Genomic DNA, 19,002 nt, shown 5'->3' on the forward strand with positions numbered 1-19,002 from the left:
CGGGGTCCGCGGGATCCGCGGGGTCTGGAGGCGATCCTGCCGTGGCTGCCATGCCTTGAGCCTAATAAGGGCTCATTTCCGGGGAAAGTTCAGTTATGCGACATCGCCCGGTCGTGCGGCGGGCGAGGCGGCGGGTGCCGATGCCGCCGCCCCTGCCTCATGACGCGGGCACCCCGGCGGGCTCCCGGTCGCCCGCGGAGACCATCCGCGGGTACGCCGCATCGACCGCCCGCTCGCGCTCCCACATCCGCCGGAACGGGCCGTCGGCCGCGGCCAGTTCCGCGTAGGTGCCGCGCTGTGCCACCCGCCCCCGGTCCAGGACGAGCACCTCGTCGACCGCGTCCAGACCGGCGAGCCGATGCGTGATCAGCAGCGTCGTCCGGCCCTCGGTGGCGGCCAGCAGATCGGCGGTCAGCGCGTCGGCGGTGGCCAGGTCGAGGTGTTCCGCGGGCTCGTCCAGCACCAGCACCGGGAAGTCCGCGAGCAGCGCGCGGGCCAGTGCCAACCGCTGCCGCTGGCCGCCGGAGAGCCGCGCGCCGTGCTCCCCGACCATGGTGTCCAGCCCGTCGGGCAGCCCGCGCACCCAGTCCGCCAGCCGCGCCCGGCCGAGCGCCTCCCAGAGGTCCTGGTCGTCCGCGGTGCTTGGGCCGCCGCTACGGTCCCGGCGGGCCAGCCGGAGGTTCTCCCGCAGCGAGCTGTCGAAGAGGTGCGCGTCCTGCGCGCACAGCCCGACCAACTGCCGGACCGCGTCGCCGGCCAGTTCCTCGGCGTCCGTCCCGGCCAGCGTGTACGCCCCCGACTCCCGGTCCAGGAAGCGCAGCAGCACCTGCGCGAGCGTGGTCTTGCCGGAGCCGGACGGCCCGACGACGGCGAGCCGGCGGCCCGGGGCGAGCGTGAGGTCGACGCCGTCCAACGCCGGGGCCTCCTGGCCGGGGTGACGTGCGGTCAGTCCGTTCAGCACCAGCGGGAACGGTGCCGCGGGCGCGGGAGCGGGAGCGTCCGGCTCGCGGACCGGTGCCGGGGCGTCCAGCACCTCGAAGACCCGCTCGGCGGCGTGCCGGGTGCGCCGGCGGTACTGCGCGGCCAACGGCAGACCGGCCACCGCCTCGAACGCGGCGAGCGGGACCAGCACGATGACGGCCAGCTCCACGCCCGCCAGCCGGCCCGCGTGCACCCCCTGGATGCCCACCACCGCGGCGGCGGCCACGGTCAGCCCACACAGCAGCGCCGACAGCCCGGCGCCAGCACCGGCCGCGGCGGCCGAACGGGACGCGATCCGGGTCAGGTCCCGGTCGGCGCGGCGCACCGCCTCCGTGCGGGCCCCGAGGGCACCGGCGACCGTCAACTCTGCGGTCCCGGTGAGGAGATCGACGACGCGGGTGGCGAGCGTCCCGCGGGCCGGCGCCAGCCGGCGCTCCGCGCGCCACGCCAGCGCGCTCGAAAGCGCCGGCACCGCGGCACCGGCGAGCAGCAGCCCGACGGCGAGGATCGCACCGGCCTCCGGCAGCAGCCAGCCGGTGAAGGCGACGGTGCCCGCGCCGACCACCACCGCCGCCCCGACGGGCAGCAGCCAGCGCAGGAAGTAGTCCTGCACCGCGTCGACGTCGGCCACCAAACGCGACAGCAGATCGCCGCGGCGGCGCTCCTTGAGTCCGGCCGGCGCCAGGTGCTCCAGCCGCCGGAAGACGGCGACCCGGACATCGGCCAGCATCCGGAACACCGCATCGTGCGCCACCAGCCGCTCCGCGTACCGGAACACCGCCCGGCCGATGCCAAACGCCCTGGTCGCGGTCACCGCCACCATCAGATACAGCACCGGCGGTTCCTGCGAGGCCCGCGAGATCAGCCAGCCGGAGGTCGCCATCAGCCCGACCGCGCTGCCCAGCGCCAGGCTGCCGAGCAGCAGCGCCAGCCCGAAGCGCGCCCGCCGGGCCCGGGCCAGGCCGCGCAGCCGCCGCAACGCGGAGCGCGGGGCGGAAACCGGCGCGGATACGGGCGCGGCGTCGCCGGCCGGCACCGACCCGGAGTCCACCGTCGGGCCGGGCTCGCTCGAAGCCGCCGGGGCAACGGCCGCCGGCGCCTCAGCGGTCACCGGTTCCGCCGCCCCGACGCCCTCCTCCGGCGCCACCAGCCGCACCGTCCGGTCGGCCACCGCCAGCAGCGCCGGCCGGTGGACCACCAGCAACACCGTCCGCCCGACCGCGAGTCGGCCGACGGCCTCGACCAGTGCCTGCTCGGTCTCGCCGTCCAGATTGGCGGTGGGCTCGTCCAGCAGCACGATCGGGCGGTCGGCGAGGAAGGCCCGGGCGAGCGCGATGCGCTGCCGCTGGCCGGCGGAGAGCCCGGCGCCGGACTCCCCGAGCCGGGCGTTTGCGCCGTCGGGCAGGGCGTCGACGAAGTCCAGCGCCCCGGCCTCGTCCAGGGCGGCGCGGACCGCCGCGTCATCGGCGTCCGGCCGCGCCAGTCGGACGTTCTCGGCGATGGAGCCGGCGAAGAGGTGCGGATGCTGCGGCACCCAGGCGATCCGGCGGCGCCAGTCGTCGGGGGAGAGGTCGGCGAGGTCCCGCCCGTCGACGGTGACCCGCCCCTCGGACGGCTCGGTGAAGCCGAGCACCACGCTCAGCAGCGTGGACTTGCCGGCGCCGGAGGGCCCGACCAGGGCGACGGTCTCGCCGGGCCGGACCTCGAAGGAGGTCGCGGGCAACGAGGCGGCGGTGCGGCCGGGGTGACGGACCACCAGCCCCTCAACGGTCAGCCCGGTGCCCTCGGGCGCGGGCGCGGTGCCGGGCGTCCGCGGCCGGGTCTCCAGCACGGCGAAGATCTCCTCCGCCGCCGAGAGCCCCTCGGCCGCGGCGTGGTACTGCGCCCCCACCTGCCGCAGCGGCAGATACGCCTCGGGCGCCAGCACCAGCACCAGCAGCCCCGTGTAGAGGTCGAGTTCGCCGTACACCAGGCGCATGCCGATGCCGACCGCGACCAGGGCCACGGAGAGCGTGGCGAGGAGTTCGAGGGCGAAGGACGAGAGGAAGGCGATCCGCAGGGTGCGCAACGTCGCCCGACGGTACTGGCTGGTGATCGCGCGGATGGCGGCGGCCTGGGCCTTGGCCCGGCCGAAGACCTTCAGCGTCGGCAGCCCCTCGACCACGTCGAGGAAGTGCCCGGACAACCGGGACAGCAGCCGCCATTGGCGATCCATCCGCGACTGGGTGGCCCAGCCGATCAGGACCATGAACAGCGGGATCAGCGGCAGGGTGATGACGATGGTCAGCGCGGAGATCCAGTCGCCCGTGACGATCCGGGCCAACACCGCGACCGGCACCACGACCGCCAGCCCCAACTGCGGGAGATAGCGGGCGAAGTAGTCGTCCAGGGCGTCGATGCCACGGGTGGCCAGGGTCGTCAACTCCCCGGTCCGCAGCTCCAGGTTGACGGCGTCCGCGGTGCCCTCGGCACGGCGGACCGCCACCCCCGGGCCCAACTCCGCGGCCCGCGCGAGCAGTCGCATCCGCAGCTCGGACTTGACCGAGGCGCTGGCGCGGTGCGCGGCCAGCTCCGTGAGCCAGGAGACCAGCCCCCGACCCACGGAAACCGCGGCGAGCAGCGCCACCGGCGTGGCCAACGCGCCGAGCGGACGGCCGTGTTGGAAGGCCCCGACCACGATCTCCGCGATGAGCATGGCCTGTCCGATGACCAGGCCCGCTCCGGCAAGCCCGAGCACCACCACCGCGACGAGGAATCCACGGGTGGCGCGGGCGTATCGGAGCAGGCGCGGGTCGATCGGTTTCACGTGAAACCTTCCCTCTCTCCCGGTCCCGCCCTGGCGGGGCGGGACGCGACTAGTGGGCTTCGGCGATGTGCTGGGTGCCGATCCGCTTGCGGAACACCCAATAGGTCCACCCCTGGTAGAGCATCACGAGCGGCGCGGCGATGCCGGCGCACCACGTCATGATCTTCAGGGTGTAGGGCGTGGACGAGGCGTTGGCGACCGTGAGGCTCCAACTCTCGTTCAGCGTCGACGGCATGACGTTCGGGAAGAGCGTCAGGAACAGCATGGCGACGGCGGCCACGATGGTGATCCCGGAGAAGGCGAACGCCCAGCCCTCGCGCCCGAGCCGGTTGGCCCCGAGCGCGGCGACCAGCGCCACCACCGCGACGATCATGGCGATCAGGCTGGTGCCGTCGCCCTTGTCGGCCTGGGTCCAGCCCAGGAATCCGACCGCGAGCACGGCGGTGATCAGCCCGAGGACGCCCGCCATCCGGCGCGCCCGCTCCCGGATGTCCCCCACGGTCTTCAGCGACGCGAACACCGCACCGTGGAAGGTGAACAGCGCCAGCGTGACCAGGCCGCCGAGGAGCGCATACGGGTTGAGCAGGTCAAGCACGCTGCCGACGTACTCCTTGTGGGCATCGATCTTCACGCCGTGGACGATGTTGCCGAAGGCCACGCCCCACAGCACGGCGGGCAGCAGCGAGGTCCAGAAGATCGCGTGCTCCCAGTTGCGCTGCCAGCGCTCCTCGGGCCGCTTGGCGCGGTACTCGAACGCGACGCCGCGCACGATCAGGCAGACCAGGATCAGCAGCAGCGGGAGATAGAAGCCGGAGAAGAGGGTGGCGTACCAGTCGGGGAAGGCGGCGAAGGTCGCCCCGCCCGCGCTGAGCAGCCAGACCTCGTTGCCGTCCCAGACCGGCCCGATGGTGTTGATCAACACCCGCTTCTCGCGCCGGTCCCGGGCGAGCAGCTTGGTGAGCACGCCGATCCCGAAGTCGAAGCCTTCGAGGAAGAAGTACCCGGTCCAGAGGAAGGCGATGAGGACGAACCAGACGTCGTGGAGTTGCACGGTCGCCTCCTTAGTACGAGAAGGCCATCGGCCGGTCGGCGTCCGTGGGGTCGCCGCCGATCTTGGTGGGCGGGTTGAGGTCGGAGTCGGAGAGTTCCTGGGGTCCGGCCTTGATGTACTTCGCCAGCAGCCTGACCTCGACCACGGCGAGGATCGCGTAGAGCGTGGTGAAGACGACCAGCGAGGTGATCACCTCGCCCTGCGAGACGCCCGGCGAGACCGCGTCACGGGTGCGCAGCACGCCGTAGACGACCCAGGGTTGGCGGCCCATCTCGGTGAAGATCCAGCCCCAGGAGTTCGCGATCAGCGGGAAACCGAGGGTGAGGAAGGCCAGTCGCCAGTACCACTTGGTCAGCCGCTCGCCCAGCGTCCTGTTCTTGGTGAGCGCGAGATGCGGTGGTTCCTCGTCGCCGGTCCGCAGGGCGGGCGCGAGCCAGAACTTCTTGCGGGTGAGCCAGAGTCCGGCCAGACCGATGGCGAAGGACGTCATCCCGAAGCCGATCATCCAGCGGAAGCCCCAGTAGGTGACCGGAATGTTGGGCCGGTAGTCGCCGGGCCCGAACTTCTGCTGCTCGGACTTGTTGACGTCGTTGATGCCGGGGACGGGCGAGGAGAAGTCGCTGTGCGCGAGGAAGGACAGCACACCGGGTATCTCGATGGCGACCTTGTTGTGGCCCTTGGCGACGTCGCCGTAGGAGAAGACCGAGAACGGCGCGGGCGCGGCCGTGTCCCACAGCGCCTCGGCCGAGGCCATCTTCATCGGCTGCTGCTTGAACATGACCTTGCCCAGGCTGTCGCCGCTGACCGCGGTGAGCAGTCCGGCGACGACCAGGGTGACCAGGCCGAGCCGCAGCGACGTCCGCATCACCTTGACGTGCTTCTTGCGCATCAGGTGGTACGCGGCGATGCCGACCATGAACGCGGCACCGGTCAGGAAGGCCGCGGTCAGGGTGTGGAAGACGACGACGAGGGTGGTGTCCTGCGTCAGCACCTTCCAGAAATCGGTGAGTTCGGCCCGCCCGGTGGCGTGGTTGTACTTGTAGCCGACCGGGTGCTGCATCCAGGAGTTCGCCGCCAGGATGAAGTACGCCGAGAGAATGGTGCCGATCGAGACCATCCACATGCAGAAGCAGTGGATCTTCTTCGGCAGCTTGTCCCAGCCGAAGATCCACAATCCGATGAAGGTGGACTCGAAGAAGAACGCGATCAAGGCTTCGAAGGCGAGCGGCGCACCGAAGACGTCCCCGACGAACCGCGAGTAGTCGGACCAGTTCATACCGAACTGGAATTCCTGGACGATGCCGGTGACAACGCCCATCGCGATATTGATCAGGAACAGCTTGCCCCAGAACTTGGTGGCCTTGAGGTACTTCTGCTTACCCGTGCGCACCCATGCGGTCTCCAACCCGGCCACCAAGGCCGCGAGCGAGATCGTCAGGGGCACGAACAGGAAGTGGTAGACGGTCGTGATGCCGAATTGCCATCGCGCCATAGTCTCTGGCGCCAGCGCCAGTTCCACGTCGCGGCCTCCTTACGTCCTTACGTCGCCGTTACAACAACGGCTTGTCCCTTTTGCGCCACATAAAGCAGCACAAACCAGGACGCGAGCTTGTGAACGCGTTCACATTCACAAGCATTATCTCCCATACGACTCCGGCCTTACGGAAGGGGGGTACGTGACTGCCATCACGCCGAAATCCATGGTGGATGAAACATTTATGCCGTGATTACGCGAGCACTCTCCGGCACCCCTTCAACATATTGTTGAATTTCCCGTCGCGGAGATCCGCATCTCCCAGCTCGCCCCGAAACCTGTACCGAGCGCCGCCCTCGACGACACCCCGACCGCCGCCGCACTCCTCGCCACCCTGCCGCTCAAGGCCACCGCCCACACCTGGCGGGGGGAGAATCCCAACTGCCCCTCGTTCACACACGGTTGAGGCCGCGGGTCCGGCGGACCCACGGCCTCAGAGAACACCCCCCGACACAGGCGCGACACCGCTCCCGCCCGTCGGGAAAGGGCTACAGCGCCTTGCGGAACTCCTCGGCCGCCTTCAGGAACAGGTCCATCGCCGGCTTCTCGCCGATCGTCACCCGCACGCCCTCGCCCGGGAACGGCCGCACGACCACCCCGGCCCGCTCGCACGCCTCGGCGAACTCGGTCGTCCGGTCCCCCAGCCGCAGCCAGACGAAGTTCGCCTCCGAAGCCGGCACGGTCCACCCCTGGGCCACCAGCGCGTCGTACACCCGGGCCCGGTCGGCGACCACTGCGTCGACCCGCTCCAGCAGCGCCGACTCACTGCGCAGCGACGCCACCGCGGCCTCCTGGGCGAGCTGGCTCACGCCGAACGGCACCGCCGTCTTGCGCAGCGCGGCGGCCACCTCCGGGTGCGCCACCGCGAAGCCGACCCGCAGCCCGGCCAGCCCGTACGCCTTGGAAAACGTGCGCAGCACACAGACGTTGGGGCGGTCCCGGTAGAGCTCGATCCCGTCCGGCACGTCACCTCCTTCACCTTCGGCGGCGCGGATGAACTCGCGGTACGCCTCGTCCAGCACCACCAGGATGTCGCCCGGCACACGGTCCAGGAAGGACTCCAGTTCCGCACGGCGCACGACGGTGCCGGTGGGGTTGTTGGGGTTGCAGACGAAGATCAGTCGGGTCCGGTCGGTGATCGCCGCCAGCATCGCCTCCAGGTCGTGCACCTCGTCGGAGGTCAACGGCACCTGCACCGACGTCGCGCCGGAGACCTGGGTGATGATCGGGTACGCCTCGAACGACCGCCAGGCGTAGATCACTTCGTCACCGGGACCGGCCGTCGCCTGGACCAACTGCTGGGCCACCCCGACCGATCCGGTGCCGGTCGCCAGGTGCGTCAGCGGCACCGAGAAGCGATCGGCCAGCTCCGCCATCAGCCCCGTGCACGCCATGTCGGGGTAGCGGTTGAACGATCCGGCGGCCGTCACCGCGCTCTCCAGGACGCCCGGCAGCGGCGGATAGGGGTTCTCGTTGGAGGACAGCTTGTAGGCGACCGGGCCGCCGGTCGCCGCCGGCCGCCCCGGCTTGTAGGTGGGGACACCGTCCAGTGCAGCACGCAGCCTCGGGGTCTTCTCGCTCACCGCAGGTCCTCCTCAACCATCCCTCTCGACTCCAATACTGCACACCTTATGAGGATTGCCCCTCCCAGCGGCAGGCCCCGGAAAATCCGCCGTTCCACCGGCACCTCCGTAGCGGGCGCCGGGCGTGCACCCCCAGGGGAGCGCTAGCTCGGACACCGCGCGCCGGTGGCTCGCTCCGTGGCGCGCGTCCCTCGTCAAGGTGACTTGAGACCTCTTCGAGACCTGGGCGGATCGCCAGGTAGAGCGGTTTTCACTCTCCTTGATTGATCGCCGAAATCAGCAACTTCCTTATATTTCAAGGCAATTGATGGTGCGTCACCATGCAGAAACGTGCCTTCTTGCCATCGTTGTCGGTCCCCCGCGAATGGCCGTACCGAGCCCTACTATCGGCTCGCCATGACAGCAGCAGGGAAGCACCAGGTGGGCCGGTCGACCGGTCGCCGACTGGGACGGGCGGGCATCCGGGACGTGGCCGCCGCAGCCGGCGTATCGATCACGACTGTCTCCGACGCGCTCAACGGCAAGGGCCGGCTTCCGGATGCCACCCGTAGCCACGTCCGCGAGGTGGCCGATCGGCTGGGCTACCGCCCGTCCGCCGCCGCCCGCACCCTCCGTACCGGCAAGTCCGGCCTCATCGGTCTGACCGTGACCACGTACGGGGATGAACCTTTCACCTTCACCGAGTTCGCGTACTTCGCCGAGATGGCCAGGGCCGCCACCTCGGCCGCGCTGGCCCGCGGCTACGCCCTGGTCATCCTGCCCGCGACCTCCCGGCACGACGTCTGGTCCAACGTCGCCCTCGACGGCACCGTCGTCATCGATCCGGCCGACGGCGACCCCGTCGTCACCGAGCTCGTCCGGCACGGCGTCCCCGTCGTCTCCGACGGTCGCCCCGGCGGCACCCTCCCGGTCACCGGCTGGGTCGACAACGACCACGAGGAGGCCGTGCTCGGCCTGCTCGACCACCTCGCCGAGGCCGGCGCCCGCCGCATCGGGCTGCTCACGGGCACCACCACCGACACCTACACCCGGCTGTCCACCACCGCCTACCTCAGCTGGTGCGAACGCGTCGGCCAGGACCCGGTCTACGAGTCCTATCCCGCGTACGACCCGCGGGCCGGCGCGGTGGCCGCGGACCGGCTGCTGGCCCGCCCGGACCGACCGGACGCGGTCTACGGGCTGTTCGACCCCAACGGCACCGACCTGCTGGCCGCGGCCCGCCGCTACGGCCTGCGGGTGCCGGACGACCTGCTGCTGGTCTGCTGCAGCGAGTCCACCGTCTACGCCACCACCGAGCCGCCGATCACCACGCTCTCCCTCAAGCCGCGGCGGATCGGCACCGCCGTCGTCCAGATCCTCATCGACGCCATCGAGGGGCTCGACGGCAGCTGCCCGGTCGAGCAGGTGATACCGACCGACCTGATCGTGCGGACTTCCTCGCAGCGCCGCTCCCCGCGGACGACGGTCAGCCCGCCGCGGGGCCCGGCCGGCGATTGAGCGTGCGCCGGGCACGGCGGGCCGGGCGCACCGGGCGGGTCCCGGGCGGCCGGTCCACCGAGGAAAAAACAGGGCGATCCCGGGAGAAAACCATCGCGAACGCCGGGCTCCACAGGATTGATCACCCCCGGGTGCGTCACAACCCGCGAGCGGCGTTCCTATGATGGGCGCACGACACCGCGGACCGCCGTCGACCAGGCAAAGGTCCGAGAGGTGCACGGCGGCGCAACGGTGGAGGGGTCGATGACTCAGGGGGCCAGTCAAGGACCCATGGTGTGGACCATGGGGGCACAACCTCCGGGGTCCGTTCCGCCGCCCGGAGTGCCCTCGGTACCGCCGGCCGGCCCGCCCCTCGCCGCGCCTTCGGCGCCCCCGGTCGCGCCGCCCGCGCCCGTGGCCCCGCTGCCCGAGGACTACACCCCGACCGCCCGCGACCTGCCGGTCATCGGCCCCACGGACACCCTCGTGGACCACCCGTCCGTGCTGTCCGTCCCGGAGCCGACGCCCGCCTCCGAGGGCCTGGGCCCGCTGTACGTCGTCGGCGACGTGCACGGCTACTACGACGAGCTGCGCGCCGCGTTGGAGGCCGAGGGGCTGATCGACGCCGAGGGCGGATGGGCGGCCGGCAACGCCCGGCTGTGGTTCCTCGGCGACTTCACCGACCGCGGCCCGGACGGCATCGGCGTCATCGACCTGGTCATGCAGCTCTCCGCCGAGGCCGCGGCGGCCGGCGGCTACTGCAAGGCCCTGATGGGCAATCACGAACTGCTGCTGCTGGGCGCCAAGCGGTTCGGCGACACCCCCGTCCAGTCCGGCGCGGGCACCGCCTCCTTCCACGCGGCGTGGCTCCTCAACGGCGGACAGAAGAGCGACATGGACCGGCTGCAGGACCACCACATCCAGTGGATGGCCCGCCTGGACGCCGTGATGGAGGAGGACGGGCACCTGCTCGTGCACTCCGACACCACCGCCTACCTGGAGTACGGCACCTCCATCGAGGAGGTCAACGACACCGTCCACGACGTGCTGACGCGCAGCGAGGCGGACGAAGTCTGGGACCTCTTCCGCAAGTTCACCAAGCGGTTCGCCTTCCGCGACGAGGCCGCCGGCGCGGGCGCCGTACGGGAACTGCTCGACACCTACGGCGGCACCCGCGTGGTGCACGGGCACAGCCCGATCCCGTACCTGCTGGGCGAGGTCGGCGCGGAGGACGGCGACAACGACGGGGCCACGGTGGACGGTCCGCACGTCTATGCGGACGGGTTGGCCATCGCGATGGACGGTGGTATCACGATGGCCGGAAAGCTGCTGGTCTGCCAACTCCCGTTGGCCGGCTGACAGTTAACCGGAGGAGCAGATTCCGCTCTGTCGGATGAGCGGGACGGAAGGAATCCGGTCGGGGCCGACCGGAAATTCCACAAACTCCCTGTCACCCCCCGCCGCACGCCCTCTACCATCGGTCTATCCGTAGCAGGCTCTCCTCCGTTTCCGCCCGGCGCCCGGCCCAGGCCGGCCCGTACGGCCCTACGGAGCTTCGGGGGATCCACATGAACAGCGCTCCGCACCTGCTGAACGAGGACCGCGCGGAATTCGCGCGGATCCTTGATGAGGCGCTGCGCACCGCCGCATACCGCCCGGACGACCACGCCTCCGCTGCCGCCGAAAACCGGCTCAGCACCGAGCAGTTGCGCGTGATGGCGCTCAGCGCGACCAGCGCGATCGCCGCGTGCGCGACGGCCGAATACCAGCGCTACATACGGCTGCGCGCCGAGCTGCGCGCCCCTGCGCCCACCACGTACGGCGCGCGCGGTGGTGGCCCGTCGACGGACTGGTCACCTGACGAGGGCAGCGGACCGGACACCGCGGACGACGAACCGGCCGCCGATGCGGCCGGCTTCGGCCTTGCGGCGATGGCCACCGTGCTCGTCCCGGTGCTCGCCGGAATCGCGGCCGTCCTCTTCCTCGTCATCGGCTATGTGCTGCGCGCCGTCGACCCGGACCCGGCCGTCTCCCGACCGCTGGTCAGCGTCGGTTGGATCTTCGCGGCGCTGGCCGCCGCCGGCGCGCTGGTCGCCATGGGCTGCGTGCTCGTCACCGCGCTGCGCAACGGCGCGTCCCGCGACACCGCGGCCGAGGAGCGCGCCGCCGCACTGGACACCGCCCACGGCGTCTGGCGGCAGGCCCTTTTGGAGCGCGGGCTGCTGCCCTTCCTCCGCGAGGCGCTGGCCGACCCCTCAGCCGACCCGACGGACGACCCGGTCCGCTACGTCCCCCGGCCCCTGGAGGCCCCCGAGCGCCGCACCCCCACCCTCGGCTACACCCGCCCGCGGTTCACCAGCCCCGACACCGACACCTCCTGGTCCGGTCCCCGCTACTCCCGCCCGGACTACAGCAGCCCGGACTACGGGGGGACGGAGCAGCGACCGGAGTAGGCCAAAGCACCGCGGGCCCGGGGCGGGCCGCCCGAAGACCGCGCCACAGACGCGCCTTTGGGCCGGCCCCGGCCCGCGGTGCTCCCTTCGGCCCGCTCCGTTCGCTCAGTCCGCGATCGGCAGGTAGACGCGGTTGCCGGCCGCCGCGAACTCCCGCGACTTCTCGGCCATCCCGGCCTCGGGGTCGACCGCCAGGGCACCACCGTGCTCGCGCCGGATGTCCTGGGAGATCTTCATCGAGCAGAACTTCGGCCCGCACATCGAGCAGAAGTGGGCCGTCTTGGCCGGCTCCGCGGGCAGCGTCGCGTCGTGGAAGGCGCGGGCGGTGTCCGGGTCGAGGGCCAGGTTGAACTGGTCCTCCCAGCGGAACTCGAAGCGGGCGTCGGAGAGGGCGTCGTCCCATTCCTGGGCGCCCGGGTGGCCCTTGGCCAGGTCCGCCGCGTGGGCCGCGATCTTGTACGTGATGACGCCGGTCTTGACGTCGTCGCGGTCCGGGAGGCCCAGGTGTTCCTTGGGCGTGACGTAGCAGAGCATGGCGGTGCCCCACCAGGCGATCATCGCGGCGCCGATGCCGGAGGTGATGTGGTCGTAGGCGGGCGCGACGTCGGTGGTGAGCGGGCCGAGCGTGTAGAACGGGGCCTCCTCGCAGATCTCCTGCTGGAGGTCGATGTTCTCCTTGATCTTGTGCATCGGGACGTGTCCCGGGCCCTCGATCATGGTCTGCACGCCGTGCCGCTTGGCGATGGTGTTCAGCTCGCCGAGGGTCCGCAACTCGGCGAACTGCGCCTCGTCGTTGGCGTCCGCGATGGAGCCGGGGCGCAGGCCGTCGCCGAGCGAGAAGGTGACGTCATAGGCGGCCAGGATGTCGCAGAGCTCCTCGAAGTGCGTGTAGAGGAACGACTCCTGGTGGTGCGCCAGGCACCAGGCCGCCATGATCGAGCCGCCGCGGGAGACGATGCCGGTCTTGCGGTTGGCGGTCAGCGGGACGTAGCGGAGCAGCACGCCGGCGTGCACCGTCATGTAGTCGACGCCCTGCTCGGCCTGCTCGATGACGGTGTCCTTGTAGATCTCCCAGGTCAGCTCCTCGGCCTTGCCGTCGACCTTCTCCAGCGCCTGGTAGAGGGGGACGGTGCCGATCGGCACGGGGGAGTTGCGGAGCACCCACTCGCGGGTGGTGTGGATGTTGCGGCCGGTGGAGAGGTCCATGACCGTGTCGGCGCCCCAGCGGGTCGCCCAGGTCATCTTCTCCACCTCCTCCTCGATCGAGGAAGTGACCGCGGAATTGCCGATGTTGGCGTTCACCTTCACCAGGAAGTTCTTGCCGATGATCATCGGCTCGATCTCCGGGTGGTTGATGTTGGCCGGCAGCACCGCGCGCCCGGCCGCGATCTCGTCCCGCACGAACTCGGGGCTGACGTTCTCGCGGAGCGCGACGTACTCCATCTCCGCGGTGATCTCGCCGCGCTGCGCGTAGGCGAGCTGCGTGACCGGGGCACCGTCCCGCCCGCGGCGCGGCTGCCGCGGCCGGCCCGGGAAGACCGCGTCGAGGTTGCGCAGCCCCCCGCGCGGGGAGGTGTGCTTGATCCCGTCGTCCTCGGGACGCATCGGGCGGCCCGCGTACTCCTCGGTGTCGCCGCGGGTGATGATCCAGTTCTCCCGCAGCGGCGCCAGACCGCGGCGGACATCGGTTTCGATGGTGGGGTCGGTGTACGGCCCTGATGTGTCGTAGAGCGTCACATGCTTGCCGTTGGTGAGGTGCACCCGCCGGACCGGGACCCGGAGGTCCGGGCGCGATCCGGAGACATAGCCCTTGTGCCAGCCGATCTGCGACTGCTCGCCGTCGGCCGGGTCGTTTTCGGGCGTGCGTGCATCCAGAGTCATAGAGACCCAACTCCCTACGCCGGCATTACCCGGTAACAGGTTCGGCGGTCGACGCAGCGGCTTCCGTCATCCGGTGTTTCACGTGAAACACCGCTGGGACGGAGGTCAGCGCCCTCTCAGCCCGGTGCTCCGAGCTCCCGCGATTGCAAAGGTGCCACCACGGTAGCGGCCGATGCGGCAGTGTGAACAGGGGGCCCCATCGGTTCTTGCAATGATCGGGCGGTGAGCCCTCCCGAAACCCTGCACGCTCCCGCGGCCCATGGCCACACCCACAGCCACGGACCCGCCGCCCCCGTCTCCCGGCATCTGCGCAAGGTCATCGCCGCCGTCCTGGTCCCGTTCGCGGCCGCCGTCGCGGTCGGCCTGATCGTCCTCTGGCCCGGTGGCGCGCCCCCGCACCAACCGTCCGGCGTGGGCTTCGACCAGCCGACCGAGAGCGCCCGGGTCATCAAGGTCGAGGAGGTCAACTGCGCGGCGGTGCACGCCGAGCAGCAGCCACGGCCCACCGCGCCGGGCGGGCAGCCGGCGACCGGGGGAGCGGCCCGGGACAAGCCCTGCGAGCAGGCGACGGTCAAGGTGACCACGGGGCAGAACGCCGGCCGAACCTTCCAGACGGTGGTGACGCCGGACGCCTCGCGGCACTACACGACCGGGCAGGACGTGGTCGTCTCCTACTCCCCCAAGGCGCCCAAGGAACTGCAGTACGCGGTGACCGACGTCGACCGCACCGTTCCGATGTGGGTGCTGGCCGCGCTCTTCGCGCTCGCCGTGGTGGCCATCGGACGGCTGCGCGGGGTGCTGGCGCTGGTCGCGCTGGCGGCCAGCTTCGGGCTGTTGACGGTGTTCATCCTGCCGGCGATCCTCCAGGGCTCCGATCCGCTGGTGGTGGCGATGGTCGGCGGCAGCGCCATCATGTTGATCGCGCTCTACATGTGCCACGGGCTGACGGCCCGCACCTCCGTGGCGGTGCTCGGCACCCTCGCCTCGCTGCTGCTCATCGGGCTGTTGGGCTCGGTGTTCATCAACTGGGCGCTGCTGACCGGCAATACGGACGACACCACCGGCCTGGTGCACGGGCTCTACCCGAACATCGAGATCCGCGGCCTGCTGCTGGCGGGCGTCATCATCGGGTCGCTGGGGGTGCTCGACGATGTGACGGTGACCCAGACCGCCGCGGTGTGGGAGCTCAAGGACGCTGATCCGTCGGCGAGTTGGCGCAAGCTGTACGGCGCGGCGATGCGGATCGGGCGCGACCACATCGCCTCCGTGGTGAACACCCTGGTCATGGCCTACGCGGGTGCCGCGCTGCCGCTGCTCCTGCTGTTCTCGATCGCGCAGAGCAGCGTCGGCACGGTCGCCAGCAGCGAGGTGGTGGCGGAGGAGATCGTCCGCACGCTCGTGGGCAGCATCGGGCTGGTCGCGTCGGTGCCGGTGACCACCTTGCTGGCGGCCCTGGTGGTCTCGGCGGACCGTCCGGCGCCGGGCGGGGCGGGCGCCGGGGGACGACGGGGCGGGCGCCGGGCGGCGCGCGGGCGACGCCGCAAGCACTGAGCGGGCAATACGGGGGCGGGGCGAGCCGGGACGAGCGGGCGGGCGAAGTGCGGGGTGGGCGGCGGGCGTTGGCGGTTCTGGGCAGGGCCGACCGGGCAAGGGCGAACGGGCAGGGGCGACCGGCGTCCGGCCGGGCGCGGCGACGGTGGAGCGGTGGGCCGGCGGCCGGGGTCAGCCGGCCGGGGCCTCCGCCAGGATCCGGTCCAGCGTGGCCTCCAGGGTGTCGCAGACCTCCTCCTTGCCGAGCGGAACGATGCGGTCCGTGCGGTCCAGGAAGGCGATCAGCGGTGGCGCGCTGGCCCGGAACAGGGCGCGCTCCGGGCCGACTTGAAGGCTGATGTAGACATCGCTGAGACGCTCGGGGGAGGACGGCTCGACCCGCACGTCCCCCTCGCCGGCCGGGCGGTTCAGCCCGTCCAGCAGCAGTTCACGGCCGAACACCCAGGTCACGGGCGCATCGCCGGGAAGGTCGAAGGTGAGCCGGACGGCATAGGGGTCGCCGCTGTCGAAATCCAATTCCACCGGGATCCGGAAGGAGAGCTCCTCCGAGACGAGGAAGCTCATGATCACTTCTGCCTGAACCGTGTCGTTCATCAACCACTGCCCCGCACTTGATCGGAGATGGCCGGGAATCATCCCCTGAAGCCCTATTGACGCCATCGTCGGTCACGTGCAGGCAGATCACAAGGAGTGAGTTTTCAGATACTGATAGAGAAGGCGAGTGTCGTTAGTACCGTCTCCGCCATTTTCCGTAGTCGGTTCGTAACTGTTTGCAATCGGTGCACTTCCGTCGCAGGAAGAGAAACCGCCAGCGTCGCGGCGGCCGAGCCAACACGAATGGGGATCGCCGAGCACACCGTGCCCAGGGCATATTCCTGGCGGTCGTAGGCGACTTGGCCGCGACGCACCGTAGCCAGTCGATTCAGCAGATCGCCCTCGGAACGCACCGAAAAGGGCGTTATCGACTGCACGGGATAGCGCGACAGATGTTCTTTCCTGGTCGCCTCGTCGAGCTGCGCCAGCAGACACTGCCCGATCGCGTGGGTGTGGGCGGTGGAGCGGAAGTCGACCCACTCCTCGACGGGTGGTCGCGCCGGATCGTCGGTTATCGCCACCACCTCGATCTCCCCCTCGCGGTAGACGGCGAAGTAGACGGCGGCGCCGAGTTCGCGGCCCGCGGCGGCCAGGGCGTCGGCCAGCTCGCGACGGCGGCGCCGCCGCGCCCCCGCCTGACTGAGGGACTCGGCGCCCTCGCCGATCACGAACACGCCGTTCTGCCGGCGCAGATAGCCCTCGTGGGTCAGCGTCCGCAGCAGGTGATACGTGGTGGGCAGCGGCAGTTGGGCCTCTCTGGCCAGCTGCTTGGCGGGCGCGCCGCCGGTGTGCGCGGCCACCGCCTCCAGGAGTCGCAACGCCCGCTGCACCGACCCGATCAGGGTGGGGTGCGAGCCGGATTCGCCGTTGTCGATCACCAACGCCAACCCCCAGGTCCGAGCGCCATGGTCCCCGCGGCCCCGGCCGCGGGACCCGCTCCCGCGACCGCGCGTCTCCCCGTACGTCCGCCCCGACACCTGGCCCGATCGCTCGGTGCTTTCCGGAACGTCAAGGTCCGGAAGACGCCTGCGATCTGCACTTTAGCCCGGGCGGTCCACAACGGGAGCCGAAAGTCCGGGAGTTGCCCCCGGGCCGACCTCCTCTCCGACACCGCTGCCCCTACGGAGCGCCGCGCGCACTCGTGGTGAACAGGTGCAACGCCCGCCGCACCGAACGCCCCGGGGCGGCCGACGACCGGCTTTCCGATCCGCGTTCGACTCCGTCGCGGGAGTGTCGTCCCGGGCCCGGGAACGCCGGACGCCCCACCCCGGGAGGGGGCAGGGCGTCGTCGGACGGTGGGGGCCGGACGGTACCGGTCGCTCGGGCTCGGCCTACCAGTCGCTCTTCGACGAGGACGAGGACGAGGACGAGGAACCGGTGAACCTGCGCACCAGATAGATGACACCGGCGATCAGGGCCGCCGCGACCAGCACCTTGAAGAGCAGGCTGATCAGGAAGCCGAGTGCGGTGGTGATCAGTCCGCCGAAGACGACGATCAGGATGACGGGCACCACGACCCAGGTGACCCACCACGGAAGCCCTGCGAGTATCCCCTTACCAGCCACTGCTCTGCCCTACTTTCTGTCGGTCGCGCTCTTGTCGGTCTCTGCCGTCCGGTGGCACCGTCCGCGCGCGTTTCGCGTCTGCCGCGCCGCGTCTCCGGTTCCCCCTGTACATCAACGATGCTAGGGCGCCGAGGGCCTCCGTGGGGGCCCGACAGCCCCGGCTCGTCCCTGAGCCAACCCCTAGGGGTTTCGGGGGGTCGGGTCTCAGCTTTCGGGCGGAGAGAAGACCACCACGACCCGGAGATCCTCGCTGATGTGGTGGAACTTGTGGGGCACCCCCGCGGGCACGTAGACGATGCTGCCGCGGGCCACCGACTCCGTCTCCGTCCCCACCGTGATCGCCCCGCGGCCGCTCACCACCATGTACACCTCGTCCTGGCGGTGCGGCTGCTGCGGGTCGACGCCGCCGGCGTCCAGTGCGTAGAGCCCCACCGACATAGTGCGCTCCCGGAGGAACTGGAGATACGCGCCGTCGTTCGCGGCCCGTTCCGCTTCCAGTTCGTCCAGTCGGAAAGCCTTCATGCCGTTCGCACCTCTCACCGGTCTGCTGTCGTCTGCGACGATCTCACCATGAAGCATTTCCTGGTCAAGACGCTCGCCAATGCCGCGGCACTGGCCGTGGCCATCTGGCTCCTCAAAGGCATCACGCTCACCGGTGAGAACACCGGTCGCAAGGTGCTCACGCTGATCCTCGTGGCGCTGATCTTCGGGCTGGTCAACTTCCTGGTGAAGCCCGTGGTGAAGGTGCTCTCCTTCCCCCTCTTCATCCTCACGCTCGGCCTGATCACACTGGTCGTGAACGCCCTGATGCTGTTGCTGACCTCCTGGCTCGCCGGCAAGGTCGATCTCGCCTTCCATGTGGACGGCTTCTGGACGGCGCTGCTCGGCGGCGTGATCGTCTCCATCGTCTCCTGGGCGATGCACGTGCTCCTCCCCGACAAGGACTGACGGTTGACCACCCCGTACCGCGTCTGCTTCGTCTGCACCGGCAACATATGCCGCTCGCCGATGGCCGAGTCCGTCTTCCGCGCCCGCATCGCGGAGGACGGGCTCGACGCGCTGGTCGAGATCGACAGCGCCGGCACCGGCGGCTGGCACGAGGGCGAGGCAGCCGACCCCCGCACCCGCGACGTGCTGCGCACCGGCGGCTATCGGTCCGCGCACACCGCCCGGCAGTTCCACGCCTCCTGGTTCGCCCGCCGCGATCTGGTGATCGCGCTCGACTCGGGCCATCTGCGCGAGCTGCGCCGGCTGGCCCCCACCGCCGAGGACGCCGCCAAGGTCCACCTGCTGCGCGCCTACAACTGCGGCACCGGCCCCTCCGCCGGGCCCGCGGACCTCGATGTGCCGGACCCGTACTACGGCGGCCGCGCCGGCTTCGCGGCGTGCCTGGAGATGATCGAAGCGGCCTGCGACGGCCTCCTGGAGGCGGTCCGGGCCGAGGTCACCTCCGGTGCGCCGGGCCCCGCCGTGCCGCGACCGGGTCTGCACCACCCGCCCTACAAGGAAAGCGCATGACGGCGCACC

The 19,002-nt window shown here is 70.8% G+C and carries 15 protein-coding genes and 1 riboswitch; of the genes, 6 read left to right on the plus strand and 9 right to left on the minus strand.

Annotated features, from left to right (window positions below; genetic code table 11):
• Positions 1–157 precede the first annotated feature (157 nt).
• From cydD to hisC, 4 genes are all read right to left on the minus strand, one after another.
• Positions 158–3,787 carry a thiol reductant ABC exporter subunit CydD gene (gene cydD / locus ACFVFQ_RS14920; protein WP_383414663.1) on the minus strand — a complete coding sequence of 1,210 codons (3,630 nt, stop codon included), beginning with the start codon at positions 3,785–3,787 and terminating at the stop codon, positions 158–160.
• Positions 3,788–3,836: 49 nt separating this feature from the next.
• Positions 3,837–4,838: a cytochrome d ubiquinol oxidase subunit II gene (gene cydB / locus ACFVFQ_RS14925; RefSeq protein ID WP_383414666.1), complete on the minus strand. Its 1,002-nt coding sequence runs from the start codon at positions 4,836–4,838 to the stop codon at positions 3,837–3,839.
• 10 nt (positions 4,839–4,848) lie between these two features.
• Positions 4,849–6,357, minus strand: coding sequence for a cytochrome ubiquinol oxidase subunit I (locus ACFVFQ_RS14930; RefSeq protein WP_383414669.1), 1,509 nt, complete (start codon positions 6,355–6,357; stop codon positions 4,849–4,851).
• 503 nt (positions 6,358–6,860) lie between these two features.
• Positions 6,861–7,955 (minus strand): histidinol-phosphate transaminase, encoded by a 1,095-nt coding sequence (gene hisC, locus ACFVFQ_RS14935; RefSeq protein ID WP_383414672.1) that lies wholly within the window; start codon positions 7,953–7,955, stop codon positions 6,861–6,863.
• A gap of 396 nt (positions 7,956–8,351) precedes the next feature.
• Between hisC and ACFVFQ_RS14940 the strand changes: the two genes are divergently transcribed.
• The 3 genes from ACFVFQ_RS14940 (at position 8,352) to ACFVFQ_RS14950 (ending at position 11,884) form a co-directional block, all read left to right on the plus strand.
• Positions 8,352–9,452: a LacI family DNA-binding transcriptional regulator gene (locus ACFVFQ_RS14940; RefSeq protein WP_274914593.1), complete on the plus strand. Its 1,101-nt coding sequence runs from the start codon at positions 8,352–8,354 to the stop codon at positions 9,450–9,452.
• A 270-nt stretch (positions 9,453–9,722) separates the two neighbouring features.
• Positions 9,723–10,790 carry a metallophosphoesterase gene (locus ACFVFQ_RS14945; protein WP_383414676.1) on the plus strand — a complete coding sequence of 356 codons (1,068 nt, stop codon included), beginning with the start codon at positions 9,723–9,725 and terminating at the stop codon, positions 10,788–10,790.
• Positions 10,791–10,999: 209 nt separating this feature from the next.
• Positions 11,000–11,884 (plus strand): hypothetical protein, encoded by an 885-nt coding sequence (locus ACFVFQ_RS14950; protein WP_383414679.1) that lies wholly within the window; start codon positions 11,000–11,002, stop codon positions 11,882–11,884.
• A gap of 105 nt (positions 11,885–11,989) precedes the next feature.
• Here the strand turns inward: ACFVFQ_RS14950 and thiC are convergent, their stop codons facing one another.
• Complete coding sequence (gene thiC / locus ACFVFQ_RS14955; RefSeq protein ID WP_383414682.1) at positions 11,990–13,765, minus strand: phosphomethylpyrimidine synthase ThiC; 1,776 nt, start codon at positions 13,763–13,765, stop codon at positions 11,990–11,992.
• Positions 13,760–13,916, minus strand: a riboswitch (TPP riboswitch). Its footprint overlaps the gene before it by 6 nt.
• A gap of 71 nt (positions 13,917–13,987) precedes the next feature.
• On the opposite strand from thiC, the gene ACFVFQ_RS14960 reads away from it, so the two are divergent.
• Positions 13,988–15,316 (plus strand): YibE/F family protein, encoded by a 1,329-nt coding sequence (locus ACFVFQ_RS14960; protein WP_383414685.1) that lies wholly within the window; start codon positions 13,988–13,990, stop codon positions 15,314–15,316.
• A gap of 171 nt (positions 15,317–15,487) precedes the next feature.
• Here ACFVFQ_RS14960 and ACFVFQ_RS14965 read toward each other — a convergent pair whose 3' ends face one another.
• The 4 genes from ACFVFQ_RS14965 to ACFVFQ_RS14980 all read right to left on the minus strand — a co-directional run bounded on the left by ACFVFQ_RS14965 (position 15,488) and on the right by ACFVFQ_RS14980 (position 17,997).
• The gene (locus ACFVFQ_RS14965) at positions 15,488–15,910 is read right to left on the minus strand and encodes an SsgA family sporulation/cell division regulator (RefSeq protein ID WP_383414688.1); all 423 of its coding nucleotides are present in this window, start codon (positions 15,908–15,910) and stop codon (positions 15,488–15,490) included.
• 104 nt (positions 15,911–16,014) lie between these two features.
• Positions 16,015–16,791: an IclR family transcriptional regulator gene (locus tag ACFVFQ_RS14970; RefSeq protein WP_383414691.1), complete on the minus strand. Its 777-nt coding sequence runs from the start codon at positions 16,789–16,791 to the stop codon at positions 16,015–16,017.
• A gap of 450 nt (positions 16,792–17,241) precedes the next feature.
• Positions 17,242–17,475 carry a DUF5326 family protein gene (locus tag ACFVFQ_RS14975; protein ID WP_383414694.1) on the minus strand — a complete coding sequence of 78 codons (234 nt, stop codon included), beginning with the start codon at positions 17,473–17,475 and terminating at the stop codon, positions 17,242–17,244.
• Between the two features lie 204 nt (positions 17,476–17,679).
• The gene (locus ACFVFQ_RS14980) at positions 17,680–17,997 is read right to left on the minus strand and encodes a cupin domain-containing protein (RefSeq protein ID WP_383414697.1); all 318 of its coding nucleotides are present in this window, start codon (positions 17,995–17,997) and stop codon (positions 17,680–17,682) included.
• A 48-nt stretch (positions 17,998–18,045) separates the two neighbouring features.
• Between ACFVFQ_RS14980 and ACFVFQ_RS14985 the strand changes: the two genes are divergently transcribed.
• Positions 18,046–18,423, plus strand: coding sequence for a phage holin family protein (locus ACFVFQ_RS14985; RefSeq protein WP_383414700.1), 378 nt, complete (start codon positions 18,046–18,048; stop codon positions 18,421–18,423).
• Between the two features lie 3 nt (positions 18,424–18,426).
• Positions 18,427–18,993: a low molecular weight protein-tyrosine-phosphatase gene (locus tag ACFVFQ_RS14990; protein WP_383414703.1), complete on the plus strand. Its 567-nt coding sequence runs from the start codon at positions 18,427–18,429 to the stop codon at positions 18,991–18,993.
• The last annotated feature ends 9 nt before the right edge of the window (positions 18,994–19,002 follow it).

The sequence above is a fragment of the Streptomyces sp. NPDC057743 genome (assembly GCF_042798755.1).
Classification (GTDB): domain Bacteria; phylum Actinomycetota; class Actinomycetes; order Streptomycetales; family Streptomycetaceae; genus Streptomyces.